19 protein-coding genes are annotated in these 22,963 nt (G+C 56.3%); 4 read left to right on the top strand and 15 right to left on the bottom strand.

All coding sequences use genetic code 11. The annotated features are described in order from the left end of the window. Positions 1–27: 27 nt before the first annotated feature. The 14 genes from K0H80_RS01990 to K0H80_RS01925 form a co-directional block, all read right to left on the bottom strand. The gene (locus K0H80_RS01990; protein ID WP_220072903.1) at positions 28–1,245 is read right to left on the bottom strand and encodes a type II secretion system F family protein; all 1,218 of its coding nucleotides are present in this window, start codon (positions 1,243–1,245) and stop codon (positions 28–30) included. Between the two features lie 2 nt (positions 1,246–1,247). Continuing rightward, a complete protein-coding gene (locus K0H80_RS01985) occupies positions 1,248–3,008 on the bottom strand; it encodes a GspE/PulE family protein (RefSeq protein ID WP_220072902.1) in 1,761 nt (586 codons plus the stop codon). Continuing rightward, positions 3,005–4,165: a tetratricopeptide repeat protein gene (locus K0H80_RS01980; RefSeq protein WP_220072901.1), complete on the bottom strand. Its 1,161-nt coding sequence runs from the start codon at positions 4,163–4,165 to the stop codon at positions 3,005–3,007. The genes K0H80_RS01985 and K0H80_RS01980 overlap by 4 nt, the downstream gene beginning before the upstream one ends. Next, complete coding sequence (locus tag K0H80_RS01975; protein ID WP_220072900.1) at positions 4,162–5,067, bottom strand: ExeA family protein; 906 nt, start codon at positions 5,065–5,067, stop codon at positions 4,162–4,164. Before K0H80_RS01975 ends, K0H80_RS01980 begins: the two co-directional genes overlap by 4 nt. Before the next feature lie 4 nt (positions 5,068–5,071). After that, the gene (gene mshL / locus K0H80_RS01970) at positions 5,072–6,754 is read right to left on the bottom strand and encodes a pilus (MSHA type) biogenesis protein MshL (RefSeq protein WP_220072899.1); all 1,683 of its coding nucleotides are present in this window, start codon (positions 6,752–6,754) and stop codon (positions 5,072–5,074) included. Further along, positions 6,755–7,081, bottom strand: coding sequence for an MSHA biogenesis protein MshK (locus tag K0H80_RS01965; protein WP_434086633.1), 327 nt, complete (start codon positions 7,079–7,081; stop codon positions 6,755–6,757). Beyond that, positions 7,062–7,718, bottom strand: a complete 657-nt coding sequence (locus K0H80_RS01960) for an MSHA biogenesis protein MshJ (protein ID WP_220044028.1) — start codon at positions 7,716–7,718, stop codon at positions 7,062–7,064. The genes K0H80_RS01965 and K0H80_RS01960 overlap by 20 nt, the downstream gene beginning before the upstream one ends. Continuing rightward, positions 7,715–8,320: a PilN domain-containing protein gene (locus tag K0H80_RS01955; protein ID WP_220072897.1), complete on the bottom strand. Its 606-nt coding sequence runs from the start codon at positions 8,318–8,320 to the stop codon at positions 7,715–7,717. The genes K0H80_RS01960 and K0H80_RS01955 overlap by 4 nt, the downstream gene beginning before the upstream one ends. Further along, a complete protein-coding gene (locus K0H80_RS01950; RefSeq protein WP_220072896.1) occupies positions 8,321–9,199 on the bottom strand; it encodes an MSHA biogenesis protein MshI in 879 nt (292 codons plus the stop codon). A gap of 236 nt (positions 9,200–9,435) precedes the next feature. Further along, complete coding sequence (gene csrD, locus K0H80_RS01945; protein WP_011864190.1) at positions 9,436–11,346, bottom strand: RNase E specificity factor CsrD; 1,911 nt, start codon at positions 11,344–11,346, stop codon at positions 9,436–9,438. A 174-nt stretch (positions 11,347–11,520) separates the two neighbouring features. Beyond that, positions 11,521–12,768 (bottom strand): malic enzyme-like NAD(P)-binding protein, encoded by a 1,248-nt coding sequence (locus K0H80_RS01940; RefSeq protein WP_144200046.1) that lies wholly within the window; start codon positions 12,766–12,768, stop codon positions 11,521–11,523. Between the two features lie 179 nt (positions 12,769–12,947). After that, positions 12,948–13,718 (bottom strand): thermonuclease family protein, encoded by a 771-nt coding sequence (locus tag K0H80_RS01935; protein WP_220072895.1) that lies wholly within the window; start codon positions 13,716–13,718, stop codon positions 12,948–12,950. Between the two features lie 227 nt (positions 13,719–13,945). Further along, positions 13,946–14,158 (bottom strand): 50S ribosomal protein L31, encoded by a 213-nt coding sequence (rpmE, locus tag K0H80_RS01930; protein ID WP_011864187.1) that lies wholly within the window; start codon positions 14,156–14,158, stop codon positions 13,946–13,948. A gap of 180 nt (positions 14,159–14,338) precedes the next feature. Then, positions 14,339–15,115, bottom strand: coding sequence for a FimV/HubP family polar landmark protein (locus K0H80_RS01925; protein ID WP_220072894.1), 777 nt, complete (start codon positions 15,113–15,115; stop codon positions 14,339–14,341). A 277-nt stretch (positions 15,116–15,392) separates the two neighbouring features. Here K0H80_RS01925 and priA point away from each other — a divergent pair, with 277 nt between their 5' ends. From priA to K0H80_RS01910, 3 genes are all read left to right on the top strand, one after another. Next, positions 15,393–17,588 (top strand): primosomal protein N', encoded by a 2,196-nt coding sequence (priA, locus tag K0H80_RS01920; protein WP_220072893.1) that lies wholly within the window; start codon positions 15,393–15,395, stop codon positions 17,586–17,588. A gap of 122 nt (positions 17,589–17,710) precedes the next feature. Continuing rightward, a complete protein-coding gene (gene argS, locus K0H80_RS01915; protein ID WP_220072892.1) occupies positions 17,711–19,456 on the top strand; it encodes an arginine--tRNA ligase in 1,746 nt (581 codons plus the stop codon). Positions 19,457–19,470: 14 nt separating this feature from the next. Then, positions 19,471–20,049 carry an SPOR domain-containing protein gene (locus K0H80_RS01910; protein ID WP_220072891.1) on the top strand — a complete coding sequence of 193 codons (579 nt, stop codon included), beginning with the start codon at positions 19,471–19,473 and terminating at the stop codon, positions 20,047–20,049. Positions 20,050–20,148: 99 nt separating this feature from the next. Here the strand turns inward: K0H80_RS01910 and K0H80_RS01905 are convergent, their stop codons facing one another. After that, entirely contained in the window at positions 20,149–21,843 is a 1,695-nt protein-coding gene (locus K0H80_RS01905) for a beta strand repeat-containing protein (protein ID WP_220072890.1), read from the bottom strand. A gap of 594 nt (positions 21,844–22,437) precedes the next feature. Between K0H80_RS01905 and hslV the strand changes: the two genes are divergently transcribed. Beyond that, complete coding sequence (gene hslV, locus K0H80_RS01900; RefSeq protein ID WP_011864181.1) at positions 22,438–22,962, top strand: ATP-dependent protease subunit HslV; 525 nt, start codon at positions 22,438–22,440, stop codon at positions 22,960–22,962. Position 22,963 lies beyond the last annotated feature (1 nt).

The raw sequence follows: 22,963 nt of genomic DNA, 5'->3' as shown, positions 1-22,963 counted from the left end.
ATGCTCCCGGCTCATGACTGCCATGAGTTATCCCCCCTTGACCACATTGAGCATATCCCACATCGGCAGGTAGATGCCCAGCGCCAGGATGAGGACGATCACCGCGACTATGCCGATCAAGATAGGCTCCAGCTTGGCGGTCAGGTTCTTGAGGTCGTAATCGACCTCCCCCTCGTAAAAGTCGGCGGCGTCGTTAAGCAGTTGATCTATCTGGCCTGTCTCTTCACCTACGGCCACCATCTGCAGCACCAGCGGGGTAAAGAGCTGACTCTGGTTCGACACCCGCAGCATGGACTCGCCGGACTCTATGCCCCGGCGCATGGCCACTATGCGGTCATGCATATAGGCATTATCCACGGCATCGGCTACCAGGCTCAGGGCCTGTGTCATGGGCACACCTGCGCTCAGCATCATGGAGAAACTGCGGCAATAACGCGACAGGGTCGAGCGCTCTATGATGCTGCCCACCGCCGGGATCTTAAGCTTCCATCTGTCCCACTGCTGCTCGCCCTTCTCTGTATTGTGCCAGTAGCGGATCCCCACGAAGCCCCCCACCAAGGCGAGGAGCAGCAGGTACCAGTAGTTGACGAAGAAGTTAGAGGTGCCGATCAACAGCTTGGTGGCCCAGGGCAGATCCGCGCCGAAACGGGCGAACAGATCGGCAAACTTAGGGATCACCATGATATTGAGCACTACCATGGCCAGGGCCACCGCCATCAAGACGAAGATGGGATAACGCATCGCCGCCTTGATGCGTCTGCGGGTCTCCTGCTCGCGTTCGATATAACCAGAGAGCTGAATAAAGGCATCCTCCAGCTTACCCGTGTTCTCACCCACATGGATCATGGAGACAAACAGGGCATCGAACACATCCGGGTGATGGTTCATCGCCGATGAAAGCGGACGACCAGATATCAGCTGCTCTGAGATATCGTTGAGGGCATCCTTCATGCGTTTGGAGTGCGAACTCTCCGACAGGCCGGCGATGGCCCGCAGAATAGGGATGCCCGAGCGAGTGAGCGAATACATCTGCCGGGTAAAAATCTGCAGCTCATCCAGGCCGACCTTGCTCTTGAACAGGCTGCCCAGGTGAAACTCGCGCGCAACTTTGGCCTCCACCAGCTCAAGGGGGATCACGGCGCGAGACAGCAGCTGATCGGCGGCGGCGCTTTGGGTGGTCGCATCGAGTCGCCCGCTGACCGCATTGCCCTGTGCATCACGCCCCTTGTACTGATAGACAGGCATAGTTAGCCCTCAATCTCATGTTGATGGATCATCTCCTGCGAGATGGGTACCTGGGCATCGCTGGCATCTTCGATAAGCTTGGCCACCTCTTCCATAGTGGTCATCCCCTCAGCAAGGTAGTTGAGCGCCGACTCGGCCAGCGGAGTAAAGTTCGGGCTCTGGTAGGCCGCCTGGGCAAACGCTTGGGGATTGCCACTACGCATCGCATCGATCATCTTCTCATCCAGCTCCAGGATCTCGAATACACCGATACGGCCACGATAGCCGCTACCGTTACAGCTCTGGCAGCCGGTGCCGATACGAAACTTAGCCTGGCTGAAGTCGCGGCCACTTATGCTGCTAAGCCAGGCATGATCGGCGGCGCTAGGATCATAGGGCTGGGCACACTTGTGACAAACCCGGCGCACCAGACGCTGGGCAATGATCACCCTAAGCGCACTGGCCACCAGATAGCTGGCGGCGCCCATGTCCAGCAGACGCAGGGCTGAGGTAACCGCATCGTTGGTATGTAGGGTCGACAGCACGAAGTGACCTGTCAGCGCGCCCCTGAGGCCAATTTCCACCGTTTCCTGGTCACGCATCTCACCCACCATGATGATATCGGGGTCCTGACGCAAGGTGGTACGCAGTACGTTGGAAAAATCTAAGCCTATCTTATGGTTAACTTGTACCTGATTGATACGCGGCAGCTGATACTCCACGGGATCTTCCACCGTGATGATCTTGCGATCGGCGGTGTTGAGCTCACTCAACACGCCATAAAGCGTCGTGGTCTTACCGCTACCCGTAGGCCCGGTCACCAGCAGCATGCCGTGGGGGCGCTTGATCTGTCTGCGTACCCGCGCCAGCATCTCGGCCGGCATGCCGGTCTCATCTAAGGTCAGCAGGCCCGCGGACTGGTCCAGAAGACGCATAACCACTGACTCGCCGTGATAGATGGGCATGGTCGACATACGCACGTCTATCTTGTGTCCCTTGATCTCCATGTGGAAACGACCATCTTGAGGCAGACGCTTCTCTGAGATATCCAGCCCCGCCATCAACTTGAGGCGCAGCACCAGTGCCGAGGCGATGTTCACCTCCTGCAGGGTATTCTCTTGCAGCTGGCCGTCGATACGCTGGCGGATCCTCAGCACCTTGTCACCGGGCTCGATATGAATATCTGAGGCGCGCATCTGCACCGCATCTTCGAAGATCGACTGCAGCAGCTTAACCACAGTGGTCTCGTTATCGCTGTCGGCATCGGTCAGGCTGGCTAGATCGAACTGATCGTCGGCGGCATATTCCTCCTCCAGCTTACCGGCGATCTGGGCGATCTCCCCGGTGCGGCGATACAGGTTGTCAAAGGCCTCCAGCAGCTGGGTCTCTGTGACCACGGCAATCTTAATCGCCTTGGGCGCCAGCAAGACCTCGATATTGTCCATCGCCTGCAAATCGGCAGGGTCGCTCATGGCCACCAGCACATGGTCGCCATTATCTTCCACCGCCAGGGCCCGATAGCGACGGGCCTGAACCTCGGGCAGAAGATTCACCACCTGAGGCGGAATAGCCCGGCGGCTGATATCCAAAAAGGGAATATTGAGCTGCTGCGACAGAAACTTAAGCAGCTGCTCTTCTGTTATGCAGGAGAGATCGATCAGGGTGCGACCCAGCTTCTTGCCGGTATTTCTCTGCTCGGCCAGGGCTTGGCCCAGCTGCGCCTCGCTGATGATCGCTTCCTGTACCAATAAGTCGCCGAGACGCATCTTTAACTTGGGTTTCACTCGATATCTCCTAACTGGGCCAGTCGCTGCTGAATAAAATCGCTGGCCTGCTGCGACAAGCCGGATAAGCCTAGGGCCTGAGCGTAGGCCTGCTTGGCGCTGGTATATTTTTGCTGGGAATCTAAGGCGTAGGCCAGCCCCATCCACCACTTGGCCTGCTTAGGTTCGACCCTGGCCAGACGGCGATAACTCTCTTCGGCCAAGGCAAATTGCGATGCCTGCTGGGCAAGATGACTCTGCAGCACCCACTTCTGCTTGGCGAGCAGGTGACCATCTGGGATCGTGCCAAGCGCCGCCAAGGCCCCTTGGCTATCCCCCTGCGCCTCCAACACTTTGGCCAGCATGAGGGCATAATCAAGTTCCTGGGGATAGCGGGCGAGGCCCTGTTGCAGCACTGTCTTAGCCTCACCCAACTGCCCCTGACCGTAATAGAGGGCCGCCAGATGTTGACGCGCGCCGTGCAAGGCGGGATCGAGTCTTATCGCCTCGCTAAAGTCATCCACTGCCTGAGACAGCAGCCCGCCTTCCTGGGCCGACTTGCCCTGACTGAAACGTTTCTCGGCCAGCGCCTCGGGCGATAGCTTCACCTCGGTCACCGCCATGGAGCCGGTCGTTTTTACTGTGTTGGCGTCTGATGCCTGCTCGACCCGAACCCTCTGAGGCTTAGGAACAGGCTTGCTCTCAACAGCTGGCTTGCTCTCGCCCTTAGGCTCAGCAACCGGGTCAGTATTAGATGTCGTCATGAGCTCAGCACTAGCATCGGTAGTAGACTCGGCCTTAGCTGTGACCTGAGCATCTGCTGCCAGTGAAGCCTCAGCCCTTGGTTTCTCGGCAGGCGCTTCATCTGCTGTCAGTGCCGTTTCATTCGAAAGGGTTGTCTCTACGCTCGGCTGTTTGAGGTCGCCGCTGGCGATCTCCTGGGCCAGATTCTGATTATCCTGTTGCAGTGCCAGGTTAGTGCGCTCAAGAGCCGCGTAGCGATCCCACGCCATATAGCCCATGGCCAACAGCAGCAGAGCAAGCAGTGCGAGCAGCAACCAGGGCAGACGCGACTGAGGCGCCTGACGATATTGCAGTGGCGGCACGGGCAGCTCATCCAGCCCGAGGGACTGCTGGCGCTTATCCAGATCTTTGAGCATGGTATTGATGACGCTCATGCCAGCCCCCGGGTAAGCCAAAACCATAGCGCGCCAGCGCACAGCGACACGGCGCCAAAAGTGCCCAGCCACCAAGAGGGAAACAGCCCGCTGTAGGCATCCTGAGTATCGATAATCGCCCCCTTCACGTGGCGCATGCTCACCTTGTCAGCTCCTTCACCATAGGCGAGCAGTAGCGCTTTATGAGACAGGATATTGATGAGTCTCGGAATTCCTCTTGCTGCGCGAGCGATTCGTTTACTCTCGCGGGCGCCAAACAGCCCCTCGCCGCGATACCCCGCCACCTCGAGTCTGTGGGCCTGGTAGGCTCGGGTCTCGTCGGCGGTCATGGGCCGCAGTTGATAGCTGAAGGTGATCCGCTGTCTGAGCTGACGAAACTGCGCCTGTTGTAGTCGGGTATCCAGCTCAGGCTGGCCAAACAAGACAACCTGCAGCAGCTTGCGACTCTCCGTCTCCAGATTGGTGAACAGCCTCAGTGCCTCCAGGCTCTCGTCCGGCAATGCCTGAGCCTCGTCCAGCACCAGGACGATGGAATGTCCATGGGCGCTCAGTGCAATAAGCTGTTGCTGAATAAGGCTGGTAAGGCGCTGCTGATCCAGATCGGCGCTGTATTTTAGCCCCAGCTCCAGCGCTAGTGCCCAACGCAGCTCGCTGGGACTCAGATAGGGATTGGGCAGATAGGCGCAATGAAAACGCTCGGGAATATCGTTAAGCAGCTTACGACAGATCAAAGTTTTACCCGTCCCGACCTCGCCGGTGACCTTGATAAACCCTTCACCCGTCTGCAGGGCAGTTTGCAGCACTTGCAGCGCCTCGACATGGGGCGCCAAGCCGAAGAAGAAGCCGGTATTTGGCGTCAGCGAAAACGGAGGCTGCGCCAAATAAAAGTGCTGCAGATACAAGCGCCTACTCCTGTTTCTCTTCTGGGTACCAGCGATCCAACAAGGCCTTGGAGCGTTGCAGCTCGGTCTGCCAGGTCTCGGCGCCCACCACGGTCGGCTTGAGCAGGATCACCAGCTCAGTCTTGCGTAGCGAGTTCGAACGGTTGGTAAAGGCTTCGCCAAGAAACGGAATATCCCCCAGCAGCGGCACCTTAGAGACCAGCTCGATATTTTCGCTCTTCATCAGGCCGCCGATCACCACCACATCGCCGGTATTGGCCTTGATGACAGTGTCCGACTCGCGGATCTCGCTCTGGGCCAGTGGCAGCTCGAGTGTGCTGTCTGATACCTTGATCGACTTGTTCTGCTCCTTGATGTCGATAACCGATGGGTGAATGTGCAGCAGCACATTGCCTTCTTCGTCGATCTGCGGGGTCACGTCCAGTGCGATGCCAGAGAAAAACGGCGTCAGCTCCACTTCCGGCGTGGTGACAGGCGTGGTGCCCGCTACCGTGGTCGAAGACACATCTGTCACGAAATACTCGTCACGGCCCACCTTGATCACCGCCTTCTGGTTGTTCGAGGCCGTCACCCTTGGGCTCGATAGCACATCCACATCACCCTGGGTATCGAGCAGGTTAATCATGGTGCTGAAGTCTTTGCCCTTGATCTGCAAGGAGGTGATGCCACCAATGGCCGAGGTGATAACATCCCCCAGACCATCGGGCGCCTGCGAGGTACCAAATTCGACGCTGTTGTTGCCGCTTTGGCCCAGCACGCTTTCCCAATGGATCCCCTGCTGATAACCGTCAGACAGGGTCACCTCGAGCACCTTGGCCTCGAGGATCACCTGACGCTGCAGATGGCTCTCGGCGGTCTTGAGGAAGGTCTTCACCTGACGCAGCTCGTTGGGATAAGCCCTGATGGTCACTAGGCCCGCCTGCGGGCTGACCACCACCTGACGGCCGTCACCCGTGGTGCCTATGATAGATTCCAGTGTCTCTTTCAGCTCACCCCAGAAGTCTGTCTTGGTCTTGGAGCGGATAAAGGTGCCGTTGGTGGTCTCGTTGCTATTGTTGCTATTGCCGTCGCCACCATTGTTGTTCGAGTTATTGTTGTTGTAATTATTGCTGTTGTTGCCGTTGTTATTTCGGTTGTTATTGTTGTCCGAGATCCGCCCTGAGTTCACCGAGGTCAGCGACAGGCCCTGACGCTCCATGTAGAGATAGTTGAGCGGGAAGGTCTCGGTGCGCATGCCAGCAGGGAAGACACGCAGGATACGTCCTTCTCGGCTCACCTCGTAACCATAGATATCTTCGACCACCTGCAGCGCCTCGCTCAGGGTCACCCCCTTGAGGGACAGAGAGACTGTACCTGTCACATTAGGGTGCACGGCGACGCTCAGCGGCGTGCCCTGTACCAGGCTAGGGAAGAAGACCTTGGCATCGACATCCTTGGCCGACACATCGAAACGTCGCTCGCTCGGCTGGCTTGGGGTCAAGGAACCTAGCAGGCTCGATGACTGCAGCTCACGCTGCACCGAATCTGGCATCACGGCCGCCGGTGGTGGCGTTTGTGGCTTGTTCTGCGCCGCGGCAATCGATGTATCGATCGCCGATTTCGACTCGACAGGCTGGGGACGATCCGTTGTCTGACAGGCGGCTAACATCAGCACGAGCAGAGGTGTTATGGTTTTCATCGCAGTCATTTATTGTCCCTTTGTCGCAGTTACTTCTGGGTAGAGCTTGAGCTGGCGGCCATCGGCGAGCCAGACTCCCTGTGCCGTGATGCGAGTGATCCTCACACCTTGTACCCTGTCACCCGTGGTGAATGTCTTGTTATTGATAATGGCCGTCGCCGATTGGTCGGTGATCATCAGGCTGTTGAGCACCAACTTACTTCCGCCTTGATGCTGCGCCGAGCCTGGGGCTCCAGCACCTGGACGGGTCGGATCCCTCAGGGTCTGCGCCGAGGCCTGAGTCAGCCCAAGGCTAAGCAGCGCCAGCAGGCAAACACTAATCTTGATTCGCAACACTGATAAAGTCCTTGTTAATACTGAGTGTGTAGACCTCTAACGTCACCTCGGCCTTAGGATAATCGCCCACCACATAATCCAATTGGCGCCAATAGAGCTTATTGGGCATCGCCTCAACCGCCTCGATAAACTTGAGGGTGGCAAAGTAATCTCCCTCGAACGCCAGCTTGATGCCGTGGCTATAGAGATTGAGCTTGTTCTCATCCCCTAATGCCAGCAGTGGCTTAGGCGCCAGAGACTCGAAACTTTGCAGGCGTATCCCTTTCACCCGGCCCAGCAACTCGCCTAGCATGGTCGGCATCTTATCGGCGGGCACCATGTCGACCATCTGAAACGACAGCTGCTGGTCGAGATCTTTGGCTTGCTGTTGTAGCCCCGCCAGACGCTGACGATATTCCTGATCGGGGTCGGTCGCCAATGTCTGCTGGTACAGGTCAATCTGTTGCTCTGAGATTCGGTTCTCGGCCGTTAAGGCCTTGATATTACTCTGCACGCGGCTGCTCTGGGTCAGCAGAGACTCGAGCGGCAGATAGAGCAACATGCCGATCACCACCACGACCGCCACGGCGATCATCACCCGCTCGCGCTGACTCAGCTGATCGAAGGCTTCGCCCCAACGGGCTATCTGCTGTTTCATTTCGCCTGCTCCTCATCACGCTTGCTGCGCAGCACAAATCCCAGCGGCTGCTTGTCGCCCCGGTTCATGGTGAGCGTGCTAAAAGCCTGGCCCTTGAGCGGCTCGACCCCTTGCAGGCGTGCCAGCCAGAGGGGGACAGCATTCGGCGCTGCGCTAAAGCCCTCGAAGACAAACTGATCTTCCTGCACTTGGATGCGACTCAGCCAGAGTTGATCGTCGGTCACCCGCGCAAGGCCAGTCAGCAGGGGCGAGTAGCCCTTGCTGGTGAGGGTCTCCACATGGGAAAGTTCGCCGAGCAGCAGACGCTTGAGTTCCACCTGCTGCGATAGGAGATCCACCTGCTGCACCAATGCCTGAGAGGCGCTGCGCTTGGCGATGGCCTGCTCGAGCTGCGCCTTCTGTTGGTCGAAGGCGGCCTTGTCGCTGAGTAGCTGATGCTTGTCGGCCTCCAGGCTTCCCAGATGCAGATAGGCCAGTAGGTTGGCGACCAGCAGCAAGACAAAGAGGCCGAAGCCAAGTTGTAGCAGGCGCGTAAAGGAGAGGCGCAACCTGGGCGGTAACAGGCTGGCAGTAAAGAGATTGACCCGCAGTTTTGAATTCATCTAGGCAGGCTCCTCCGTTTGACGTTCAAGCTCGGCCAATGCCCATTGGGCTAACTTATCCTGCACCTGATCACAGGCGATCACCTCGACGGCCTGATCGAAGTTCCGACTCAACAGCTGAGCCAGCATCTGACGCTCGCCGCCCATCAACAGGGCAATAGAGGCTACCGGCGCCTGGCGCAGCTGGCTCTCGAAATAGTCCATAGAGCGCTGCAGCTCCAGGCTGAGGTTATCGGCGACGTTAAGCTGCAGATCTTCGCTGGAGACTCTATCTAACTGACTGAATCCACGGATACGGCGCTGCATATAGAGCTGCCCCTGTTTCACCACGGTCAGTAGCAGCTCGCTCCCCGGCTTATGACAAAGCACCATGTGCGCCAGCTTATCTTCGGCACCATAGTTGCTGATGGCCATCTCTTCGATGCTGATCCCGGCAATGGTCACCTGGTGCTTATCCGCTGCCTTAACCAGCGCCTGCAGCATGGCCTTATTAACCGCGACCACAGTCACCTTGTTGTTGGTGGACTCTGGCGACTCAAAATAATCCAGATGCAGGGACTCGACGGGCTCTGACACCATATCCTTGATCGACCAGACGAGCGCCTGATGCATCTCTTCTGGCTGCACCATGGGCTTGTCGACGACCAGCAGCTGGTAGAAGTCCTCGCTGAGCACGAGTTGCAGATGAGGAGCGGGGATCTTGTCGGTCAGCGACTCGAATACGCCAGACCAGTCATCGCCCGACAGGGGCAGTGAAAATGAGGTGTCGCTGTCGCGCTTAAAGAAGGTCACTGCGGCGGCGTTGAGGTATACGCCTAAATCGACTCTATCGTGCTTGGTTTGCCAGAAGGCAAATTTACTCAAAAGACTATTTTCCATTTAAGGCATATCCACCAATTTGATACTCACGCGCCATGAGTGTCCCAAATCGCTCTACCTCAAATGCCGGATGGATATTGCCTCGAGGAAAGCGTCAAAATAATAGCGTTATTGTAGCGACTAATCGCCTAATTTTATAGAAAAAATCTAACATCAATCAGATACACTCAGATAAACATAGAACAGTAACCCTGCCCTAACAAGCCCTTATCAGGCCCAACAGAGAGATAACAAAATCACGCGGCCTCTAGGGGATCGCTAAAGAAACTGCCCTGCCCAGCACTCACCCCTAAAATCTTCAACGTCTGCCACTCCTCCAGCGACTCGACCCCTTCGGCAAAGACCTGCACCTCGGTGCGATAGAGTCCACCGATAAGGCTTCTGACAAACAATTGATTCTCTTGGCGTAAATGTATCTGCCGCACGATAGATCTGTGCAGCTTAATCAGATCCACACGACAGGATTGAAGATACTGGGTACTCACCACCTGCTGCCCTACCCGGTCGACACACAGGCTGGCCCCCATCTTGGCGATCATATCCAGCGGCGCCTTCAGTTTCGCCAGGTTATTCACCAGGATATCTTCGTTGATCTCGAAGATCAGCCGCGGCGTCAGGTGACGATACTCCAGCAGGGTCGTCTGTAGCCAACGGATAAAGGCGCGGCTGGTCAGTGTATCCAGAGAGAGATTAATACTGTATTTCCGCTGGTCCTTGGGTGACTTAGGTAACAAATCGAACAACACGGCCTCGATCACCTGACGCTCGATCTGGGGGATCAGGCCGCACTTGATCGCCATGGGCAAGAACAGGGTGGCGCGCACCAGATTGTCGCTACTGTCGCGAAGACGACAGGAGACCTCGCTGTGGTGCTCCTTGCCATCGCTGTCGAGTATCGCCTGGGTGAAAGGTACCACGCGCTTATTGACCAGGGCATACTCGAGAAAGCTGCGCCAACGCACCGAGCCTCGAGCAAACTCCTCATCCACCGCGCCCTTGTCATACATAAACCAGCCGCTGTTGCCTTGAAACTGGGCCGCCCGCAGCGCCATCTCGGCCTCTTCGATCAGCTGCTCCTTGCTCTCGCCCACCTTGAAGTAGGCGACGCCGATATGAAAGAAGTCGTCGCGATTGTTCACCCCTTCCAGGGGCTGACTCAGGCAGACCTTGAGCAGCCTGGCGGCCAGCTTCTCGGCATCGGCCAGGGAGATCTGCGGCACGACTATGGCAAACTGATTGTAGGAGCGACGGGAGAAGATGCTGTTGGCCTGGCTGTCCAGCAGGTGACTGATGCCGCCTATGGTCTGGGTAAGCAGCTCCTGAATGCTGAACTCGTCTGCTTCCTGCTGTAAGAGATCCAGATCTTCCATCTCCAGCAGTAGCAGTACCCCGGGGGCCATCATGCCATCCTTGTTGCTCAGGGCGTCCAGGCGGTTCTTGAGGAATAGGCGATTACCTATGCCCGACTCGGGGTCGAGGAAGGTGTTGGAGCGAATAAACTGATCGAACCTGGCGCGCTGCTTCTGGGCATCATCGAGCTCAAGCAACATCTGGGTCAAGGCGCGGTTGATAAGCCTTGGACGGCCATGGCCCGTCTCGGCCAGCGCCTTGTCATAGTCTCCCGAGAGGATCAGATGACTGCGCTTAGCCAGATCTTCTATGCCCTGCAGCTGTAGCGCCAGCCAGAGGTAGCCACGGCGGACCAGCAGGCCTACCGCGATGCATCCCACCAAGAACACCAGACCGCCGTGCCAGCTGATGTTATGCAGCAGGAAGGGCTGAGGCAGGCTGATATGAAAATGCAGGTCTAAGGTTTCGTTGAGTACCCTGTCGTAGTTGACCACACTCTGATCATGGTTACCCCGGTCGAAACGGTACAGCGTCTCGTCACCCCGGATCAGGGTAAATTTTTGTGCATCGTAGGCGGCCAGGATCTGCGGCAGCCAGATATCCAGGTGCTGAAGCTCGTGCCTCACCTGATGCTGCAGCAGCATCTCCTCCAGCTCTGTCATCTGTTGCTGTTGAAACTTATAGGTGAGCTGAATGAAACTGACCAGAGCGGTAAGCAGAAAGATGAAGGCGACCGCAGCGAGGGAAAGCAGCCAAAAGCCGGTTAACTTCTTGGTGAGGAGTTGTGTCAATTTCATTTCCGCTTCCTGCAGGATTATTATTATTTTTTACGTCTGAGACCGCTTTATCATCTAGGATCCCGAAAGGCTTTATCACCTAGGCTGAGCAACACCACTTACCATACAAATAAAGCGGTAATGGCACAATAAAAAAGGGCCCTGAGGCCCTTTTCTTATCATCACCATCGCCGATTAGGCCATGTAGTGCTCAGGCAGTGTTGGCAAGGCCGCAACACCCGAGTCGATAGCCGCTTGGGCAACGGCCTTGGCCACGTTTGACAGCAGGCGTGGATCCATCGGCTTAGGGATCACGTAATCTGGGCCAAACTTCAGCTCGGTCACGTCTGGATAGGCAGCCAATACCTCGGCTGGCACAGGCTCTTTCGCCAGGGCAGCGATGGCGTGTACCGCGGCAATCTTCATCTCGTCGTTGATCTTTGCGGCGCGTACATCCAGGGCACCACGGAAGATGAAGGGGAAGCAGAGCACGTTGTTCACCTGGTTAGGGTAATCGCTGCGGCCGGTTCCCATGATCAGATCTTTGCGTACATCGTGAGCCAGCTCAGGCTTGATCTCTGGATCTGGGTTTGAACAGGCGAAGATCACCGGCTTCTCGGCCATCAGAGCAACGTCTTCAGCACTCAGCACGTCTGGGCCAGACAGACCCAGGAAGGCGTCGGCGCCCTTGATCACATCCTGCAGGGTGCGCTTGTCTGTGTTGTTGGCAAACAGCGCCTTGTATTCGTTGATATCTTCACGACGGGTGTGGATAACGCCCTTACGATCCAGCATGTAGACATTCTCACGCTGCACGCCACACTTCACTAGCATGGTCATACAGGCGATAGCCGCCGCACCTGCGCCCATACAGACAAAGACCGCCTCTTCCAGCTTCTTACCCTGGATCTCCAGGGCGTTGATCATGCCAGCCGCGGTCACGATAGCCGTACCGTGCTGATCGTCGTGGAATACAGGAACGTTACAACGCTCGATAAGCGCCTTCTCGATCTCGAAACACTCGGGCGCCTTGATATCTTCCAGGTTGATGCCACCGAAGGTATCGGCAATCGCCTCGACCGTGTTAATAAACTCTTCGGCGGTGCGGTGCTTCACCTCGATGTCTGTGGCATCGATATTGGCGAAATGTTTGAACAGCAGCGCCTTACCTTCCATCACAGGCTTAGAGGCCAGTGGGCCCAGGTTACCCAGACCTAAGATGGCGGTACCGTTAGAGATCACGGCAACCGTGTTGCCCTTGGCGGTGTAACGGTATGCGTCGTCAGGATTGGCAGCAATTTCACGCACCGGCTCGGCCACACCCGGACTATAGGCCAGCGCCAGATCCATGCTGGTCTCTGCGGGCTTGGTCAGGCTAACGGCGGTTTTGCCTGGTACGGGGAACTCATGGTAGTCAAGGGCTTGCTGACGGAAATCGGCCATTTTAGTAATCCTGCAAAAAATGCGACAAGTGTATTCAGAGTAAGGTCTTATTTGCCCCGCCTCGCTCCCCCAGATGTGGCGAAAATCGACGCAGGTCATTAGAGCGCTAAGATACTCGAAATTAGGCGATTTTTAAACAAGATATTAGAAAATTTCAGTTTATTATGAAGCCAAACGGTCTAAGGCTTATTTTGCAAACTTATCTGCGAAGGATGATGGGCAATCATCTGCCATTTTTTGTAGGAATAATACAACTCACCACGCACAATTACCGGACTTTCAAGCAGGTTTAGGGTTAAAATATTGCTAAATTTACCAGATTCTTCTCTAGGTATACCCACATAAAAGATTTCATCGATAATCAGCCACAATTGCTGACCTTTTCTTTCAAAACCCGTCACCACTCCTCTGACCTCTCGCCAGCGATTGCGATCGTCACGATTTAGCTCATCCGGCGACTTGGCCTGATAGCTTTTATGGCTCCATAATCCACGTCGATCCTGGCGGGCCTGACGCTCGATATTGGCCAAACACTGCCAGAAATAATCGTTCTGATAGACCCTCGCCTTGGCATAGCCCTGACTCAGCATCATCTCCTGCAGGTGTTCTCCCTCCTGGGTATAGGCATAGGCTAAGGTTTTCCCTTGGGGATCCAGACGTTTACGATCGAAGGCCAGTTTGAGTTTCTGCCCAGGCAGCAGGCGCTCGGCGAGGAAATTGCGCGCGCGATTGGCGAAGGGCTCAGACAGCTCTGGGTAGTGCCTGTCTATCTCGGGCGAATCGATGCCGATAAGCCTGAGCTGACGACCATCTTCCAGCATCAAGGTATCGCCATCGATCACCGAGGCGAAGGTAACAGTCTCATCATAATGGGTCGGCGCGCACAGGCTGCCAGCGGCGGTCGCCAGGAAGGAGCAGAGAGAAAGAGAGAGGGCCAGAATCTTGTCCATAATGAATCGCTTCCCTAAATTAAACGCTCAGTCATCAGTAATATCATCACCTTACAAGTATGTTAGACCGAGCGCCAACTCTGTTCAAGAAAGCCCACTTGCAGGCCCACTTGCAAACTCAGTGACGGGATAAGTGGCAGGCTGAGTCCATAGGCACAGGGCAACAAAAACAGGCCAACAAAAAAGGCGCCATATAGGCGCCTTTTTCAGGGTTCTTTGCAGAAGTATTACTTCTTGCCAAGCATACCGAAACGCTTGTTGAACTTGTCGATACGTCCACCGGTATCCATAACTTTCTGAGTACCAGTGTAGAATGGGTGACATGCACCACATACGTCCAAGTGCAGTGGCTTACCTGCAGTTGAGTTTACTTTGATAACGTTACCACAAGTACAAGTTGCAGTGATTTCAGCATATTCAGGATGAATGCCTGGTTTCATTGGGATTACCTCAAGTTTAAGGCCATGTCGCACTTCCAACCCGAAGTCGGACACCACATGCAGTTAATAGAATATTTAGGCGCGAGATAGTACAGGATACCATCAATAGTTACAAGCATAGCCTGCAACTATTCTCCTGCATTATCTGATTTTCCTTCCAGCGGCGATCGGCCGCCATGCTTATTCTGCCGCCAACGCCTCGAAGGCTGCTCGTGCCGCATCGGCGCTTTGGTATCTCAGCTTGAGGGCCGCCGACGGACACTTAAGGGTCACATCTGCCCGCAGGCCATTGATCTTGCCGCCATTAAAGGCATTGGGGTTCGCCTCGAAGATGGCCAGCATGGCGCCATAGGTGCTCAGCTGCCACTGCTTGGCGTAGGTGCTGCCGAGGCGCCACAGGGTTTGAGGCGGGGCATAATCCAGCTGACATCCCTGCTGCACCCGATCGCCTACATCGACAGGCGGCAAACTTGCTAGTGACTGCTGGGCAGCGGCAAGGGGTTGCGACGGCTGCTTGTTGGTCTTGGCTGTTTTAACCGGCGTATTTGATTTGACAGGCTTTGGTTTAACCGGCTTGCTCTGCTGATAAGCCGTGGCGGCATCAAACAGGGGCATGCGCTTCACCTCCTGCCAGTTGTTGACCAGATACTCCTTGACCACCAGCTGCGCCTCGCCATCTTCCACCTCTTCGACGCCACTGAGCAGCAACATATAGGAGTTCATCGGCTTGACCATCAATCGCTCGCTGCCGGAGCGCTGCTCGACGATAAACTGCACCTTATCCAGGTTGACCGATTGGGCAACGATATTGACCCTGAGCGTCGGGCGCTGCCCCAGATCTGACAGCCTTTGATTGATACTGACGTGGGTAAGCTTAGCCCAGGCGGGCAGACTCATTAGCCCGGCTTGCCCTAGCAGCACTAGGCACAGCATGACCAGATATTGCACTCTCTTCATCGCAACCTTCTTATCCCTGATTGGGTGGATCGATTCGACTCTCAGACGCTCACCTCAGGGTCACACGCATCCGCCATCAGGCCGGTCGACAACCCCGAGTCTCACTTAGCTATTAAGCAACAAGCTCTTTGATGTTTCAACAATTTTGTCACAAGTCTTAGATCTGAATAGCCTAAGCTTTCCACCGACTTGTGACAGATTCTGGTAGCCCTCGTCAGGCTGTCTGGTTACACTTGCTCTACTATATATTGCTGCCAGCCGAGTCCCAGCCGAATCTATGTCCCTGTTTGTCGAAGTCGCCCTCCCCGTCCCCATGCGCCAGGCGTTTAGCTATCGCGTCAAAGAGGCCGATCTCGACAAGGCTCAGGTAGGCGTCAGGGTCAGAGTCCCCTTTGGCAGGCAGCAACTGATCGGGTTGGTGACAGGCCTAAGCCAGAGCTGCGACCTGGCGCCGAACCAGATCAAGTCGGTTATCACCTTCCTCGACCATGAAGGGGTATTGCCCCCCTCGCTGTACAAGCTGACCCAATGGGCCGCCCGCTACTATTTTTGCAGCCTGGGGCAGATGTTGTCTCAGGCCCTGCCGGTCGCCCTGCGTAAGGGGGCCGAGGTAGAGGCGCAGCAGCTTCAGATCTGGCGCGTGACCGCTGCCGGACAGGAAGCGGATATCGATCTGCTAAAGCGTGCACCCGCCCAGCGCAAGCTGCTGCTTGCCCTGTTAGAGACAGAGCTCAGCCAGGATGAACTCAATGCCCTGGAGCTGAGCAAGACGGCGCTGAAGGCTCTTGTTGAACGGGGCTGGATAGAGTGTATCGAGCGGCGTATCGCATCAAATCTCAGCTGGCGTGACGGGCTCGAACTCGATGAGACGCCCCATCAGCTCAATCCCGAGCAGGCCATTGCGGTTGCCACCCTCAACCAGCAGCAGGGCTACCACTGTACCCTACTCGAGGGGATCACAGGTTCGGGCAAGACAGAGGTCTATCTGGCGCTGCTGGAAACGGTTCTTAAGCAGGGCAAACAGGCGCTGATCTTGGTGCCCGAGATTGGCCTGACACCCCAGACCATCAGCCGCTTCAAGCGTCGCTTCAAGGTGCAAGTAGCGGTGATCCACTCTGGGCTCACCGACAATCAACGCCTGAGCGCCTGGCGCCTGGCCAGAAGCGGCGAAGCCGCCATCATCATCGGTACCCGCTCGGCGCTGTTCACCCCCATGCGCTATCCCGGCATCATCATATTGGATGAGGAGCACGACGCCAGCTTCAAGCAGCAGGAGGGGATCGGCTATCACGCCCGGGACCTAGCCGTGATGCGCGGCCATCTGGAATCGATTCCCGTGCTCCTTGGCAGCGCCACCCCCTCCCTGGAGACGCTGCAGAATGCCCTCTCCGGGCGCTACCAACACCTGAGCCTGGGCAGCCGCGCCGGCGCCGCCGAGAAGGTGCGACAGGGGATCATCGACATCCGCAATCAGCCGCTGAAGAATGGCCTCTCCCACGGCCTGCTCAACGAGATGCGTATCCATCTGGATGCGGGCAATCAGGTGCTGCTGTTTCTCAACCGTCGCGGCTTCGCCCCGGCGCTGCTGTGTCACGAGTGCGGCCACCTGCACGAGTGCGATCGCTGCGACGCCTTCTTCACAGTGCATCAGTCCCTCGGCGAGATCCGTTGCCACCACTGCGGCAATCAGTACGCCATCCCCCGGCAGTGCCACCAGTGCGGCAGCACCATGTTGATGGGCCAAGGGGTGGGCACAGAGCAGCTGGCCGACGCTCTGGCTAAGGAGTTTCCCAACTACCCTGTGGTGCGGATCGACCGCGACACCACCAGCCGCAAAGGGGCGCTGGAAACCCACCTTAACGCCATCCATAAGGGGGAATATAAGATCTTGGTCGGCACCCAGATGCTCGCCAAGGGCCACCATTTCCCCGACGTCACCCTGGTCGGCCTGTTAGATGTGGATGGCGCCCTGTTCAGCGCCGACTTTCGCGCCCCCGAGCGTTTCGGCCAGCTCTATACTCAGGTATCGGGCCGCGCCGGACGAGCGCGCAAGCCGGGCACTGTGCTGCTGCAGACCCACCAATGTGACAACCCCATACTGAGAGAGTTGATGCACAAGGGGTATGGCGAGTTCGCCCGCGGCCAGCTAGAGGAGCGTAAACAGGCCCTGTTGCCGCCGGCCTGGCACATGTTGCTGCTGCGCGCCGAGGCCCACAAGGCAGAGGACGCCGACGCCTTCCTGGCCCAGGTTGCCCAGTTACTGCCGCAAGACGAGCAGTGTGAGATCATAGGCCCCATGCCCGCGCCCATGGACAGAAAGGCCGGCAAGTTCCGCCGTCAGCTGATGTTCCAGACCAAGACCCGCGGGCTGTTGCAGCAGGCCTTCGAGCAGGCATTGCCGCAGATCGAAGCCCTGCCCCTGGCCAAGCGATGCCGCTGGAGCCTAGATCGCGACCCGCAGGATCTCCTGTGATCAAAAAATGCAAAAATAGCTCATAAAAATCCCGCCAGAGGATAGCAATTGGCCACCACAAGCGGCTAAAATACGCGGTTATCCCTGAATCTTTTTATTTAGCAACTGTCGATTAAACGCCAATGAAATCACATATTCAATCTTTGCTCGAACAAGCCACTCAAACCCTAAAACAGCAGGCGATCATTCCTGCCGATTTTGAGGCTCGTATTCAGGTTGACCGAACCAAAGACAAAACCCACGGTGATTTTGCCACCAACCTAGCCATGATGCTGACTAAGGTGGCTCGCAAGAATCCTCGTGAGGTCGCACAGCTGATAATCGATAGCCTGCCACAAGACAGCCAGGTGGCTAAGGTGGAGATCGCCGGCCCAGGTTTCATCAACTTCTTTATCGATGAGAACGCACTGACCAACCAGCTGATGGCCGCCCTGAATGACGATCACCTGGGCGTGGTTCTGCCAACACCGCAGACTGTGGTGGTTGACTACTCGTCGCCAAACCTGGCCAAAGAGATGCACGTAGGTCACCTACGTTCAACCATTATCGGTGACGCCGTGGTACGCGCGCTGGAGTTCCAGGGTCACAAGGTGATCCGTCAGAACCATGTCGGCGACTGGGGTACTCAGTTCGGCATGCTGCTGGCCTACATGGAAGAGCTACGCGCTCAGCAAGGCGAGCAAGCCCAGGTTGAACTGGCGGATCTCGAGAGCTTCTACCGCGCCGCCAAGGTACGTTTCGACGAGTCGGAAGAGTTTGCTACCCGCGCGCGCCAGCTCGTGGTTGAGCTGCAATCGGGCGACGAGTACTGCAACAAGCTATGGCGTGAATTCAACGATATCTCCCTAAGCCACTGTCACGAGGTTTATGAGCGTCTGGGCGTGAGCCTGACCCGCGCCGACGTGCGCGGCGAGAGCGCCTACAACGATGACCTGGAGCAGGTGGTACGGGATCTGGATGCCCAGGGCCTATTGTCTGAAAGTAACGGCGCCAAGGTGGTCTTCCAGGATGAGTTCCAAACCAAAGAGGGTGAACCACTGCCGGTGATCATCCAGAAGGCCGACGGCGGCTTCCTGTATGCCACCAGCGATCTGGCGGCGATGCGCTATCGCTCAAACGTACTCAAGGCCGACCGCGCCCTGTACTTCGTCGACCTGCGTCAGGCCCTGCACTTCCAGCAGGTATTCAGCCTGGCCCGCACCGCTAACTTCGTCCGTCCAGAGATGAGTCTGGAACACATGGGCTTTGGCACCATGAACGGCGAAGATGGTCGCCCATTCAAGACCCGCTCTGGTGGCGTGGTGAAGCTGGTCGACCTGCTGAGCGAGGCCGAGACCCGTGCACTGGAACTGGTTCGCAGCAAGAATCCAGATATGGATGAAGAGGAGCTGGCCAAGATCGCCAAGGTGGTGGGTATCGCCTCGGTGAAATATGCCGACCTGTCGAAGAACCGCGCCAGCGACTACATCTTCAGCTTCGAGCAGATGCTGAGCTTCGAGGGCAACACGGCGCCTTACCTGCTCTACGCCTACACGCGTGTGTCGGGCATCTTCAAGCGTGCGGCCGACATCGACCTAACCGGTGCCAGCATCAAGCTGGAGCACGACAAAGAGAAAGAGCTGGGCAACAAGCTGGCCCAGTTTGCCGAGGTGCTAGGCCGCATGGTGGCCAAGGGTCAGCCTCACGCCCTGTGTGGCTACCTGTTTGAACTGGCTGGCGCCTTCTCAAGCTTCTACGAGGCCTGCCCAGTGCTGGCGGCCGACTCAGAAGATGAGAAGAAAAGCCGTCTATTGCTGGCACAGCTGACCGCTAAGACGCTGAAACAGGGTCTGGATCTACTGGGTATCGAAACCTTAGAACGCATGTAGTATAGGGCGCCAGGATGAGCAATCGCGATTACGCCAACAGAAGACCAGCCTCGAAAGGACGTAAGAAGAGCACGGGTGGCCGACGTCAGCCGGCACCAGCGCCGAGACGCTTCCCCTTCGTGCTCTCTCTGGTGACCCTGGGGTTAGTGGGCGGTTTCGGCTACTTCCTCTGGAGCATCAACGACAGTGCCGACAAGGTAGAGACTCAACCCGAGGTGCAAGCGGTTAAGCCTAAGGTGGTCAAGAAGGACCCCAATGCGCTACCGCCTAAGCCCAAGGAGGAGTGGACCTACCAGGAGGAGCTGGAGAATAAGCAGGTCGAGGTGGATATCCCGGAAAACACCGCGCCGACCCGCCCCTACCAGATGCAATGTGGCTCATTTAGACAGGAATCTCAGGCCAATGAGATGAAGGCGGTGATCGCCTTCCAAGGCCTGGAGGCGCAGGTGCGTAAGGTCAGCGGCAGCAACGGCACCTGGTACAAGGTGGTGCTCGGCCCCTACGAGCGTAAACGCCTTGCCGAGAAACATCGCCACATACTACAACGTGGCGGCCTCAATGGCTGTCAGATCTGGTTCTGGGAAGGCGGTTAATCCTATCGACCAAAAAACGGGCCTAGGCCCGTTTTTTTTATGTTTGAGGCAATAAAAAAGCCAGCTTGATGCTGGCTTTTTGTTGTCTGCGTAAATCGCTTAGTTCTGGGTGATGGTCGCCGTGTTACCGAAACCACCGGCCTGCATGATAGAAGCGCTATCATTCATGCCCAGCTGGTTGATGGTCGCCAGGTTGTGTGCGCCATCAAGACCCAGGCCAGATTGCTCGATCATGGCGTAGTTGTCATCGCCCTGTTGTAGCAGCACGGCGTCATTGTATTCGCCACCGGTCTGGTTAAGCCAACCTTCGTTGTTGTTGCCTGTCTGGTCGATATCGGCGGCACCGAAATCACCCATCTGAGCCACAGTCACGCGGTTTAGCGAGGCAGTCTGGTTGATGTCGGCCATGTTGTCTGTGCCGCTCTGGCTCACCATGGCGCCTTGATCTAGGCCATCTTGATTGATGTTTACGATACCGCCCACGCTAGCAGTTTGGTTCACGTTGGCATTCAGCTGGCTACCTGGACCCTGGGCCACAAATACCGCCGAACCATTAACACCAGACTGCATCACAGTCGCAGTAGAGTCGGCAGCCTGATCCTGCGCCACAACAACATTACCGTTTTCGCTGGCATCGATCTGGTCGATGAACACCTTGGAATTATCAGACTCGTTAAGCTGGCTCACCAGGGCGATGTTACCGTTACCCACCTGGTTTACGCTGGCCTCAGCCATGAACGAAGTATCCTGATTGATGTTCACGTTGTTGAAGTTACCCACAGTCGTTACGGTCGCCGACGCTGGTTCATGGTAACCGAAGCCATACTGACGCACTGTGGTGGTGTTGGTGTCACCGGTCACATTTACGGTCGCGACGCTGTCGTTCACATGCTCTTGATTAACTGAGGCGATGTTAGACTCACCGTTTTGCATCACGCTCAGGCTGGTGTTGATGGCATGCTGTTGCAGTGTATTCACCTGGTTGAAGCTGCCAGTTTGCGACACGCTCGCAGTGGCATTCAGGCTGTTATCATCCTGAGTCACGCTCGCCAGGTTTTCGCTGCCGTTGCTTTGGGTCACATCGGCGGTGCCGATAGAGCCGTTGATCTGGTTGATGGTGATGCTCGAGTCGGCAGAGCCATCCTGAGTCGCCGTTGCCACAGAGCTATTAGTGATCTGATTAATCGCAACAACCGAACGTTCGGCGTTGTTCATCTGGTTAACGTTGGCAATGTTCTCGGCGCCGGTCTGTACTACGGTCGACAGGGCGTCGGTAGAGGTATCTTGATCTGTATTAGCGCTGTTGTTGTTGCCAGTCTGCAATATGGTTGAACCGGCTGGGTTATGGATGCCGAAACCATACTGTCTGATGTTGGCGTTGTTGGTGTTACCCTGTTGCACAACGATCGCCTGTGAGTCGTTAACATGCAGCTGGTTCACATCGGCGTTGTTGCTCTCACCGGCCTGGGTAACCGTCGCATGGGTGTTGTCCATGTGCTCCTGGTTAACGGTAGCGTTATTTGACGACACAGACTGAGTCACCATGGCGCTAGAGTTCGCGACGCCGCCGATCTGGTTGATGGTGGCCGTTTGCGCGTCACCGGCTTGGTCGATAGTCGCCGAGCTGTCGAAACCCAGGGCGGTGTTGATGGTCGCTGTATGATTAGTACCAGTCTGCACCGTCGAGGCAATGTTACCCGAACCATTTTGTGAAGTGGTCGCCGTGCTGTCGGCAGCGTGGGCGGTACCTATTGTCATCGCAATGGCGGCGGCCAGTGGAAGTAGCTTTGTCATGAGTAATATCCTTTACTAAATTTATCTGTCGGGGCGCTCGCCTGAGGCAACCCCTGTGCACACCACCTAGGTGGTGCAATCCTGTGCAAGTCTCAGCAGTAACATGAAACTGCGATTACCAGATGCCGAATCTTCTTCGCCCATCACTCGATGTTGGCGCATCCTGCGAAGATCCCGACAAGCGTCACCGTGCAACCTCCGGCCTGTCGACCCCTACACCGCGAACCGTTTTCCTTTCATCCCCATGTTTGAAACAAGCGGCTTAGAAACAAGCGCCAGCCTGTGCTGGCAGGCAAAAGTATGCGGACAAGCCCCTTCCCCTTCATCCGGCTAAGGTATGAAAGCCCACCACCAAGCGGCTAGTTTTGCCCAGACAGGCCCCCTCTTTAGTATTAGCCACGGCGTAATACTTGAATGAGTAAGACGATAAAAATAAACGGCTTTTAGGTCGCAGAGGCACAAAACTCGGCTTTTCGCGAATTGCATGGGTAAACCTATGGTTGATCTCCCTTGAAAAACAAAATGCCATCCCCATATCTAAGCTATTGTCCACCGATGAGTTTCCTACTCGTCGGCTTGAGAAGAGGAAATACCGTGACCACAATCGTTTCAGTACGTCGCAACAATCAGGTTGTCATTGCCGGAGACGGCCAGGTATCACTGGGAAATACAGTGATGAAAGGAAACGCCAGAAAGGTTCGACGCCTGTATCACAACAAGGTCCTCGCGGGCTTTGCCGGCGGCACCGCCGATGCCTTCACCCTATTCGAACGCTTCGAATCTAAGTTAGAGATGCATCAGGGCCATCTGATGCGCGCCGCGGTCGAGATGGCCAAAGATTGGCGCTCAGACAGGGTGCTGCGCAAACTTGAGGCCCTCTTAGCGGTAGCCGATACCGAGTGCAGCCTGATCATCACAGGTAACGGCGATGTGGTGCAGCCAGAAAACGACCTGATCGCCATAGGCTCAGGCGGCAACTTTGCCCAGGCCGCGGCCACGGCACTGCTGGAAAATACCGATCTCAGCGCCAAGGAGATCGCCGAAAAGTCTTTGACCATTGCCGGTGACATCTGTGTATTCACCAACCAATTCAAGACGATAGAAGAACTGAATTACTAAC

The organism is Shewanella aegiceratis, from assembly GCF_019457495.1.
GTDB lineage: Bacteria > Pseudomonadota > Gammaproteobacteria > Enterobacterales > Shewanellaceae > Shewanella > Shewanella loihica.
The sequence above is the reverse complement of the archived record's forward strand: the minus strand, read 5'-3'. Positions and strand labels throughout refer to the sequence as shown.

Excerpts from the sequence above, each read along its gene's own strand:
- K0H80_RS01980 (WP_220072901.1), bottom strand. The coding sequence starts at position 4,165 with ATGAGCGTCATCAATACCATGCTCAAAGATCTGGATAAGCGCCAGCAG.
- K0H80_RS01960 (WP_220044028.1), bottom strand. The coding sequence starts at position 7,718 with ATGAAACAGCAGATAGCCCGTTGGGGCGAAGCCTTCGATCAGCTGAGT.
- rpmE (WP_011864187.1), bottom strand. The coding sequence starts at position 14,158 with ATGAAACCAGGCATTCATCCTGAATATGCTGAAATCACTGCAACTTGT.
- K0H80_RS01950 (WP_220072896.1), bottom strand. The coding sequence starts at position 9,199 with ATGGAAAATAGTCTTTTGAGTAAATTTGCCTTCTGGCAAACCAAGCAC.
- K0H80_RS01935 (WP_220072895.1), bottom strand. The coding sequence starts at position 13,718 with ATGGACAAGATTCTGGCCCTCTCTCTTTCTCTCTGCTCCTTCCTGGCG.
- mshL (WP_220072899.1), bottom strand. The coding sequence starts at position 6,754 with ATGACTGCGATGAAAACCATAACACCTCTGCTCGTGCTGATGTTAGCC.
- csrD (WP_011864190.1), bottom strand. The coding sequence starts at position 11,346 with ATGAAATTGACACAACTCCTCACCAAGAAGTTAACCGGCTTTTGGCTG.
- K0H80_RS01905 (WP_220072890.1), bottom strand. The coding sequence starts at position 21,843 with ATGACAAAGCTACTTCCACTGGCCGCCGCCATTGCGATGACAATAGGT.
- K0H80_RS01910 (WP_220072891.1), top strand. The coding sequence starts at position 19,471 with ATGAGCAATCGCGATTACGCCAACAGAAGACCAGCCTCGAAAGGACGT.
- argS (WP_220072892.1), top strand. The coding sequence starts at position 17,711 with ATGAAATCACATATTCAATCTTTGCTCGAACAAGCCACTCAAACCCTA.
- K0H80_RS01955 (WP_220072897.1), bottom strand. The coding sequence starts at position 8,320 with ATGAATTCAAAACTGCGGGTCAATCTCTTTACTGCCAGCCTGTTACCG.
- K0H80_RS01990 (WP_220072903.1), bottom strand. The coding sequence starts at position 1,245 with ATGCCTGTCTATCAGTACAAGGGGCGTGATGCACAGGGCAATGCGGTC.
- priA (WP_220072893.1), top strand. The coding sequence starts at position 15,393 with ATGTCCCTGTTTGTCGAAGTCGCCCTCCCCGTCCCCATGCGCCAGGCG.
- K0H80_RS01925 (WP_220072894.1), bottom strand. The coding sequence starts at position 15,115 with ATGAAGAGAGTGCAATATCTGGTCATGCTGTGCCTAGTGCTGCTAGGG.
- K0H80_RS01940 (WP_144200046.1), bottom strand. The coding sequence starts at position 12,768 with ATGGCCGATTTCCGTCAGCAAGCCCTTGACTACCATGAGTTCCCCGTA.